The 9495-nt window shown below is 32.8% G+C and carries 7 protein-coding genes; 6 read left to right on the top strand and 1 reads right to left on the bottom strand.

What is annotated here, in order from left to right:
- Positions 1-999: 999 nt before the first annotated feature.
- A complete protein-coding gene (locus CWS01_RS21580) occupies positions 1000-2328 on the bottom strand; it encodes a 6-phospho-beta-glucosidase (RefSeq protein ID WP_101179570.1) in 1329 nt (442 codons plus the stop codon).
- Positions 2329-2654: 326 nt separating this feature from the next.
- Here CWS01_RS21580 and CWS01_RS21575 point away from each other — a divergent pair, with 326 nt between their 5' ends.
- From CWS01_RS21575 to CWS01_RS21550, 6 genes are all read left to right on the top strand, one after another.
- The gene (locus CWS01_RS21575) at positions 2655-3380 is read left to right on the top strand and encodes a MurR/RpiR family transcriptional regulator (protein WP_101179568.1); all 726 of its coding nucleotides are present in this window, start codon (positions 2655-2657) and stop codon (positions 3378-3380) included.
- 237 nt (positions 3381-3617) lie between these two features.
- Positions 3618-3932 (top strand): PTS sugar transporter subunit IIB, encoded by a 315-nt coding sequence (locus CWS01_RS21570; RefSeq protein WP_328588940.1) that lies wholly within the window; start codon positions 3618-3620, stop codon positions 3930-3932.
- 66 nt (positions 3933-3998) lie between these two features.
- Positions 3999-5291, top strand: coding sequence for a PTS sugar transporter subunit IIC (locus CWS01_RS21565; RefSeq protein ID WP_101179564.1), 1293 nt, complete (start codon positions 3999-4001; stop codon positions 5289-5291).
- Positions 5292-5385: 94 nt separating this feature from the next.
- On the top strand, positions 5386-5709 hold the full coding sequence (locus tag CWS01_RS21560; RefSeq protein ID WP_101179562.1) for a PTS lactose/cellobiose transporter subunit IIA: 324 nt from the start codon (positions 5386-5388) through the stop codon (positions 5707-5709).
- A 445-nt stretch (positions 5710-6154) separates the two neighbouring features.
- Positions 6155-8074: a BglG family transcription antiterminator gene (locus CWS01_RS21555; protein ID WP_101179560.1), complete on the top strand. Its 1920-nt coding sequence runs from the start codon at positions 6155-6157 to the stop codon at positions 8072-8074.
- A gap of 388 nt (positions 8075-8462) precedes the next feature.
- Positions 8463-9065: a YczE/YyaS/YitT family protein gene (locus tag CWS01_RS21550; RefSeq protein ID WP_101179558.1), complete on the top strand. Its 603-nt coding sequence runs from the start codon at positions 8463-8465 to the stop codon at positions 9063-9065.
- The last annotated feature ends 430 nt before the right edge of the window (positions 9066-9495 follow it).

The following is a 9495-nucleotide window of genomic DNA, read 5'->3' as shown; positions in this document are numbered from 1 at the left end:
GAGTAGGACGTCGCCAGGCAAACTAAAAGAACTAAAGCAAAATGCTTTAGTTCTTTTTTAATTCAATAAATAAAATTAGAATAATCACTTCATTTTCTGTTTAATAAAAACTATCTTTATAAGGAAAGAATCCCTAACTATCTTTGAATCTCTCTTTTACACCAAATGCTCCGATATCAATCCTCTAATTAGATTCTTGAATACTATCCGCAATATGTCTAATCACAATAATAGGTTTTTCTAAAACTAGTCTATTTGAAAGATGTAAGAGTTTTTTCCTAACAATAGGGAGTAGCTCAGTAGAAGGCTTATCTAATAAGTAGAGGGTATGGACTGTTTTTACTTATTTCATTTTTTGGTCACCTTAATTGCTGTCCTGTTATTAATCTCCATACCTATTACGAAATTTGCTATACGTATTCTTCTTGTATTATGCTCAATAACAAGAATGATATTTCTCTAGTAGTGCAAATGCTTTATTACTAAAAAAGTTCTTATCTATAAAGATACTGATAATGACTAAGATGCAAAGGCTTGGGATCATTAATAACAAAGCAGAGATTCTTCTTTAATCTTCCATTAGCAACAAAAAATTCTTCTACTAAGGAATCTGTAAAGACCTCTATCACAGACTTAAAAACAGATTAGTAGAGTTTTTATCAGCAAATTTTAACTTGCTGCAAAATATAATGTAGTGACTTAAATGGTAATACCATGGACAAAAACAGAGTTGCTTATGTAATCAGATAAAAGCAAATGGGGTAGTTAGCTAAACGAAAGAAGGAGTAAGCTTTATATAAGTTATGGTGAATTGTAACATAAGTGAATGAGTTTTTTTGAATGAAATCCTTAGATACTATAATGATAAAATTTGTTTCTTTAGTCAACCCTTGTGGAGTACTGGTGTCTACTTATCAGAAAAAACTAATATAAATAAAATAGTGGTTACTTAAAATGAAAATTGTTCTAGTGTTATAAACACTAGAACAATTAATTATTTTATGCTTCCACTTTTGAGAAGAAATTTGGCAAATGCTCTTTATGTGCTTCTAGCATTTCATCCAAGATTTCTTTACCAACTTTGTCAGAAGGTACAAGCGGGTTAATGGTCATAGCAAGCAAAGCAGTATCATAATTGCCTGTAACAGCTGCTTCAGCACTTACTCGCTCAAATGATTTGATTTGTTGTACTAGCCCGCGAACTGCAACTGGAAGATCTCCATTAATGATTGGTTTAGGGCCTTCTTTTGTGATGACACAGCTTACTTCAACAGCAGAATCATATGGAATGCTTGCAATCGCACCATTGTTGATTGTGTTAACTGGCTGAATGTCACGTTTATCGTTATAGATAGAAGAAATTAAACGTACTGCTGCATCACTATAGTATGCTCCACCGCGTTGCTCTAATTGAGGCGGCTTGATTGCTAGATTAGGATCTTTGTACAGCTCGAATAGTTCGTCTTCTAACTTTTTAACTACTTCGGCTCTTGTTGTTCCCTCATTATAATTCTTCAACTCTTTTTTCAGCATTTCATCTGTTTTATAGTAGTACAGGTGATATGGGCAAGTTAGAGCATTTAACGATCGAATAAATTCTGGCTCCCATCCTTGTCCTTCTACGTTTTTAACAAAGCTGCTGTTTTCTGGATTGGATAAAAGCTCAATTACCTTATCTTTTACGCTAATTCCATCTACATAAACATCCAAGCCGTATACCATATGATTTAGACCAGCGAAATCAATTCGAATGCGAGAATGATCTACGTCTAATAATTTAGCAATTCCCATCTCTATACCGATTGGCACATTGCATAAACCAACAATTTTTTTATGGTCACTGTAGCGGAGAACTGCTTCTGTCACCATGCCAGCAGGATTTGTAAAGTTGATTAACCAAGCATCTGGACAAAGCTCTTTAATGTCTTTGACAATATCCAAAATAACTGGAATAGTTCTTAAACCTTTAAAAAGTCCACCTGGTCCATTTGTTTCTTGTCCTAATACGCCATGGCTTAATGGAATTCTTTCATCTTTAGCACGAGCATCTAATAATCCTACACGAAATTGAGTAGTAACAAAGTCAGCATCCTTTAAAGCGCTTCTTCTATCTAGTGTTAAATGAACTTCAATTGGAAGACCTGCTTTTTCAATCATTCTTTTTGCAAGATCGCCGACAATTTGTAATTTTTCTTTTCCAGCTTCAATATCTACAAGCCATAACTCTCTAATCGGTAATTCATTATATCTTTTTATAAATCCTTCTACTAATTCAGGAGTATAGCTAGATCCTCCGCCAATGGTTACAATTTTAATTCCTTGTGTCATGTGCAATGCACCTCCGCTTAATTTGACAACCAATAAGTTGGTTGCGGTTACAATAATTTAATCGCAAAGATTTTACATGAATGGCCTCTTTTAGCTTTTGCTTCTAGATTAAGAAAGCTAAAAGAGCTTATGTATGAATTGTATCTGCATTTAGTGAGTTGGTAAATAAGTAATGGTGATCTAGTTTTTAATAACGAAAGAAGTTATTTGTTACATAAATGTAACGGAGTGTATTTCATCTGCAAGGTGTGTTAAAATTAGACTATAGAAATTTTTAACAGTTATAAAAAGAGAAGATTATTTATAAAAGGAGAAGCCAATAATAAATGTTTACACACGATATAATTGCTTCATTTAATGAGTTAGAAACTTCTTTATACAACTATATTTGTCAACATGGAGATAAAGTTGCTTACATGAGAATTCGTGAGTTGGCCGATGAAACCCATGTATCAACAGCTACAATTTTACGTTTTTGCAGAAAAATAAATTGTGAGGGTTTTTCGGAATTTAAGGTAAAGCTTAAGATGTATTTAGAAGAAGATAAAAAGACTGTTTTAAAAAGTTCCCAGCATTCCATAATGGAGTTTTTTGAAAGGGCGTTAAAAGGGGACATGGAAGAAAAGATAAGACAGGCTGCAAGTCTAGTTAATAAAGCAGATAGCATAATTTTCATTGGGATAGGAAGCTCAGGCATTCTTGCTGAATATGGAGCAAGATATTTTTCAAGTATAGGCAAATTTTCATTGTATATTAAAGATCCTCTTTTTCCCATTCATTCTAGTTTCCGTGATAATAGTGCAACAATTGCTTTATCGGTTTCAGGGGAAAATAATTTTACAGTTACTCATCTTAATCAACTGAAACAAGAAGGAAGTAAGATTATTAGCATTACAAATAATAAACATTCGACTATTGCCAAAATCTCTGAGCTAAATATTCCTTATTATGTAACTGAGGAATTTTTCGACAGTGCCAACATTACTACTCAAATACCAGTTCTGTATATCTTAGAATCAATGGCTCGTGAAATATATAAACTTAATAATTAGGAGTTGTTGCTTTCTTATTGAACTATCTAAACAGCCTGACGATGATGCTTATTCGGAGTCAGGTTATTTAACTTTGTTCAAAACTGCAGCGCACTGTAAAAAAACGTTTTTTTTGTAAACTTTACTACTAAACGTTTCCGTTGATTAACGGAAAAAGAGTTTCTTTAATGTAAAACGCTTTCATTGTAAAGTAAGGATATAAAGTTATTCATTAAAAAGTGTCGGGAGGAAATAAAGATGAAAACAATTATGCTAGTATGTGCAGCAGGAATGAGTACAAGTTTAATGGTTTCCAAAATGAAAAAAGCAGCGGAAGCGAAAAATATGGAGGCAGATATTTTTGCCATTTCTGCCTCAGAATTTGATGATACATTAGCAAGTAAAGAGGTGAATGTAGTGCTACTTGGGCCGCAAGTAAAATTTATGCTAAAACAATTTGCGCCTAAATTAGCGGACAAAAATATCCCAATTGATGCGATCAATATGCAATATTATGGAATGATGAACGGAGAAAAAGTATTAGAACAAGCACTACATTTAATTGAAGGCTAATATTCCATAAAAAGAGGAAGGGATACATCCTTCCTCCAAAAAATAGGGCGAAGAGAGGGTTAGGTTATGCAAAAATTTATTGAGGCATTAGAGAGTAAAATGGCTCCTATTGCATTTAAGCTGGATAGCAATCGATATATTACCGCCATTAAAGATGGATTCTTTGGGGTAATGTCCCTTCTTATCATTGGATCAGTCTTTTTACTGCTGGCAAATCTTCCAATTAACGGATATGCAGAATTCATGGCATCCATCTTAGGGAAGAATTGGTCCACATATTTTACTGTTCCGTATGATGTTACGATGAATATCATGACCATTTATGTGGTAATCGCCATGGCAAGAAGCCTTGCTAAAACGTATAAGCTAGATAGCATCGCATCTATTACATCTGCAGTGGTTGCATTTTTGTTACTGACACCAACGCTTGAATTTAAGGATGGCGGCTTTGGTATCCCATTAAATAATTTAAGTGCAAGCGGCTTATTTTTAGGGATGCTTACAGCAGTTCTAAGTGTGGAAATCGTTCGTTTTGTGGATAAAAAAGGCTGGAAAATTAAAATGCCGGATTCTGTTCCGGAAAATGTTTCTCGTTCGTTCTCTGCATTAATTCCAGGATTAATTGTCATTATCGTTTTTAATTTTATTCGTATCGGATTTTCCCTTACATCATTTGCAACTGTACAGGACTTCATTTTCCATTACTTGCAAATACCATTAACAAGCTTAGGCAGCACATTGCCAGCCATGTTGATTGTTACTGTTTTTGAAGGGATATTATGGTTCTTTGGTATTCACGGTTCCAACGTAGTAGGCGGCATTATGCAGCCCATTTGGTTAGCTTTAACAGCGGACAACGCAGCAGCATTTGCAGCAGGTGATACGTTGCCGCACATCATTAACTATCAATTTTATTCCAATTTCATGAAAATTGGCGGTTTTGGTAGCACATTTGGTTTGGCAATTTTGCTTCTTTTTGCAGCAAAGTCAAGTCAATATAAAGCACTTGGAAAATTAGCTATTGCACCTGGATTCTTTGGCATCAATGAGCCGATCATTTTTGGACTTCCGATTGTATTAAACCCAATTATGTTAATTCCATTTGTTCTTACACCGATTATTATGTGTGTGATTGCCTATTTCTCCATGTCGTCTGGTTTGGTTCCCTATACAAATGGAACGAATATTCCATGGACTACTCCGCCAATTATCGCCGGTTTTCTTGTAAGTGGCTGGAAAGGTGCTTTATTAAATGTAGTGCAAATCGTTATTTCCATGGCAATCTACTACCCGTTCTTTAAATCAGCAGATCGCATGGCGTACAAATTAGAAAAAGAGCAAGAACAGAAATCAGCATAAGTATAAGGGGATTTTAAACAATACAAATTCATGGATATTTTATTAATTATAAAGTTATTGAATTCAAGATAATGGTAATAAAGGAGTGGAATTCATGATTGAGGAAATAACGGATATAAATATGATTGCATTTTCCATCATCAGTAATGTTGGTACAGCAAAAAGTTTGGTGATGGAGGCTCTGTACGCTGCTAAAGAAGGAGATTTTGAACTAGCAGAAGAAAAATTAAATGAGTCAAAACACTTTTTCGTTGAAGGACACAAAATTCACGCATCCTTAATCCAAAAAGAAGCAAATGGAGAAAAGGTAGAGTTTTCCCTGATCTTTATGCACGCAGAAGACCAGCTCTTAAGTACAGAGACGATTTCAGAGCTAGTCAAAGAAATGATTGAGATGTACAAAAGGTTTGATAAATAAGTGATAAGCGAATAATGAATAGGATAAACTGCACCTTAATTGTTAGATATACTAAACAATTGGAGGTGTAGTTTTTTATCATTAAATGTACTTAAAAACCAGATGCACATGCTTTTATTGAAGAATTCAAATTATATAAAACTACTTTTTAAGGAAAATATGACAATTTTTCAAAAAATGGCTAGCTAATTATCGAGAATATATTATGATATGGTAGTTTTTTCAGCTGTAATTAATTAATCTAGTTTAAAATAGACATAATTGACTGTATAACTGAAATAGGTGTTATTTATATAATGTTATTTTGTATGTAATTGTTGTTTTCTTCATATAAAAAATCTTTCTTGTTCAGATATATGGGACTAGGACTGTCCTGAAACTGTCGATTTGTGCTATAAATTGTAGAATAGACATAGATAGGAAAGTGAAAGAAAGGAGGCAGAAAATGTTTACAAAAAGACAAAAAGAAATTTTATTATCACTAATAAAAAGCAATGAGCCTGTCACAGCTGAATGGATTGGCAAAGGAATAGGAGTTAGTGATAGAACAGTTCGAACAGAGATAAAAGGGCTTCAGTCGGAATGCCAAGTATTAGGTGTATCAATTGAATCAATTCGAGGAAAAGGTTACAAATTAGAAATTACAGATTATCAGTTATTTGAAAAAGAATTAAATTCATTGGCAGAAGCAGCAACTCATGGGGAACAAACTAATTTTTCTGAACAGAGTAATCGAATTACGTATATATTGAAGAGATTATTATTGGGAAAAGAATCAATAAAGGTAGAAAATTTCGAAGATGAGATGTTTGTATCAAAGCCAACAATCCAAAGTGATTTGAAAATAGTACGTGAAATATTAGAAACATATGAACTAAAATTAGTAACACGACCTTACTATGGAACAAGAGTTGAAGGCGATGAGTATATGAAAAGGCTATGCTGTTCAAATTACATCTTAAGTCGCAATAGTGATTTGAACATTGATAATAACTCTTTTCAAATTTTAAATAGAGAATTATTTGAAAAGGTAAAAGAAATTATTATAAAAAAAGTGAATTATTATAAAATTGAAATTTCGGATATTTCGCTTGACAATTTAGCCACTCATATAACAATTGCGTGCAAAAGAATCGAAGAAGGCTTTGTTATTGAAAATCTCGAGCATGATTTGACTAGAAAATATCCATTTGAAAAAATTGTTGCAAATGAAATTGTCAGAGAAGTAGAAAAATTTTCGGGATTTATTTTTCCAGAGTCAGAAATCGATTATATTATTGTCCATTTGTTGGGAACAAAATTATTGCAGAAAGATACTTTAACAGAATTTAGTGAGTTTGATGATTTAGGAAGCATTATCCAATGTATGTTAGAAAGATTGCAAGCAGAATTAAATTGGGATTTTCAAGATGATATTGAATTTATTCAAGCAATAACTCTGCACATCCGCCCAGCAATGAATAGATTGCGATATAAAATGAATATTAGAAATCCTTTATTAAAAGAAATTAAGATGAAATACCCTAGTGCATTTGAGGGAGCTGTTATAGCCAGTAAATGTATAGAGGAATATCTATCTTTGGAGGTCGGGGAGCATGAAATTGCCTATATTGCTTTACATATAGGCGTTGCTTTAGAGCGGATGAAAACAAGGCAAAAAAAGATAAAACGAGTAATTGTTGTATGTGCATCAGGAGTTGGTAGTGCTAAATTACTATTCTATCGTCTGCAAAATCTATTTAAAGATGAATTAGAGATTATTGCTTCAACTAATTATTATCAATTAAAAGAGTATGATTTATCTTCTGTTGATTTTATTATTAGTACAATACCAATCAAGGAATATATCGGTATACCTGTTCAGGTGGTAAATACTTTTTTAGGAGAAGAAGATATAAAACACATTAGGGATAATTTGTTTTTGACAAAAAAAGGTGAAGAGTCCATTTACTTGGATGAATCAAGAGTATTTATTCATAAAGACTTTGAAGATAAGGAAAGTGTCATTCAGTTTATGTGTAATGAACTATATAAACAGGGAATTGTTTCAAAGGATTATATAAAATTGGTATTGGAAAGAGAAACATTGGCACCTACTAGCTTTGGCAATCTTGTAGCAATCCCTCATCCATTAACACCCACTACTGACAATACATTTTGGACAGTATGTACATTAAAGCGCCCGATTGAGTGGGATCAGCATCATATGGCTCAATTCATTTGTTTATTGAATATTAGAAAGGGACCAAAAGGAGATTTAGATGGAATGTATGAAAAGTTGATTGCTATACTAGAGGATAAATCTGCTGTTAAAAAAATAGTGAAAAGTGAATCGGCAAAAGAAATTATTCAGATTTTAAGTTAATAGTAATACAGAAAGACAGTTGCAGAAGCAATCGTCTTTTTTTTTGAATATATACTTTTACTATATCAAAATGTAAAATTGTATGTTTCCGTTGCGTAGCGGAAAATAATCAACTGTAAGATAAAACGGTTTCAAATTAATATAGGGCTATAAGCTGCTAGAACAAACTTAGATATAAGAAGTTGGTTATGTGATGAGAGCAATAGACTCTTTAGGCAGCAAAAAAGGGCAAACAAGCAGGAGTTGTAGAGGGAGAGGATGAGAGAAAACTATTTCTATATTGGAAAAAAATTAAAAGTTTGGTTTGGCATTTTTAAACAACCCTGCGCTTAATTAGGCTCTGTTAAACTGTAGAAAGAAGGATTATTAATCCTATGGGTAATTTGAAATGATAAAAAAAAGTATCTTTTATATAGTGGGAATGTTTATTGCGTGCATGGGGGTAGGTCTAGTACTCAAATCTAATATTGGTGCAGGACCGTGGGACGCCTTTTATATGGGAGCTTCTGAAAAAATAGGGCTCTCTATTGGAATATGTGTGATTATCGGACAAATGGTTTTTTTGTTGATGAATAGTTTATTATTAAAAAACCGACCTGCTTTTGAATCTGTTATTACCATTGTTTTATGGGGATTTATTCTCGATTTTTGTTTAGGGATTTTATTGAAAAATGTTTACCTTGCTGATTTATCGTTGCTTTCCAAATGGCTGTTTTTTTTGACAGGAGTAATGTTGATTGGAGTAGGAATTGGTGTTTATCTGATTTCTAGGTTTCCTGCTATGCCATATGATGGAATGATGATGGCTCTTGTTAAGAGATTTGGATTAAAGATAAATGTATCAAGAACAATCCTTGAAGGAATAGGATTGTTAGCTGCTTATCTTTTAGGTGGGCCAGTGGGAATGGGAAGTATCATATTTGTGCTCTTTTTGGGGACTTTTATTCAAATTTGCAATAGGGGTGCTGAAAAAGTACTTTTAAAAGTATAGATAAAAATGTTATTTATTTAATCACTCAAATCTACTAGAACTATTATAAATAATTGAATGAGTGGAAATGCAGACGGGGAATCGGTCTTTGAAGAGTGAGTAATAATATATATGCAGTAATAAATAAGAGAAGCTTCTATGCTAAAGTGGCATAGAAGCTTCTCTTGTTTTTAATTTGTATTAAAGGTTATAAAAAGGGTTTGTTTTACAAGTGGTTGGCTTGAAATGAGTGAATCTGTGTTTAATAGATAGATGAATAAAGAAAATGCGAAAAAAATATTGACGGATATATATATCCTTGTTATTATATAAAAGTTGCTTCTGACAGCAACGAAAAAAATATAAACATAACTTATCAACAACGATTTAATAGAAAAAACTTCTTAAAAAAGTTGTTGACTTAACAAAAGAAGTTATGGTATATTGATAA

The sequence above is a fragment of the Niallia nealsonii genome, from assembly GCF_002835805.1.
Taxonomy (GTDB): Bacteria; Bacillota; Bacilli; order Bacillales; family Cytobacillaceae; genus Niallia; species Niallia nealsonii.
Note: the sequence above shows the minus strand (reverse complement) of the source record. Positions and strands in the feature narration are given on the sequence as shown.

Excerpts from the sequence above, each read along its gene's own strand:
- CWS01_RS21550 (WP_101179558.1), top strand. The coding sequence starts at position 8,463 with ATGATAAAAAAAAGTATCTTTTATATAGTGGGAATGTTTATTGCGTGC.
- CWS01_RS21580 (WP_101179570.1), bottom strand. The coding sequence starts at position 2,328 with ATGACACAAGGAATTAAAATTGTAACCATTGGCGGAGGATCTAGCTAT.
- CWS01_RS21565 (WP_101179564.1), top strand. The coding sequence starts at position 3,999 with ATGCAAAAATTTATTGAGGCATTAGAGAGTAAAATGGCTCCTATTGCA.
- CWS01_RS21575 (WP_101179568.1), top strand. The coding sequence starts at position 2,655 with ATGTTTACACACGATATAATTGCTTCATTTAATGAGTTAGAAACTTCT.
- CWS01_RS21570 (WP_328588940.1), top strand. The coding sequence starts at position 3,618 with ATGAAAACAATTATGCTAGTATGTGCAGCAGGAATGAGTACAAGTTTA.
- CWS01_RS21555 (WP_101179560.1), top strand. The coding sequence starts at position 6,155 with ATGTTTACAAAAAGACAAAAAGAAATTTTATTATCACTAATAAAAAGC.
- CWS01_RS21560 (WP_101179562.1), top strand. The coding sequence starts at position 5,386 with ATGATTGAGGAAATAACGGATATAAATATGATTGCATTTTCCATCATC.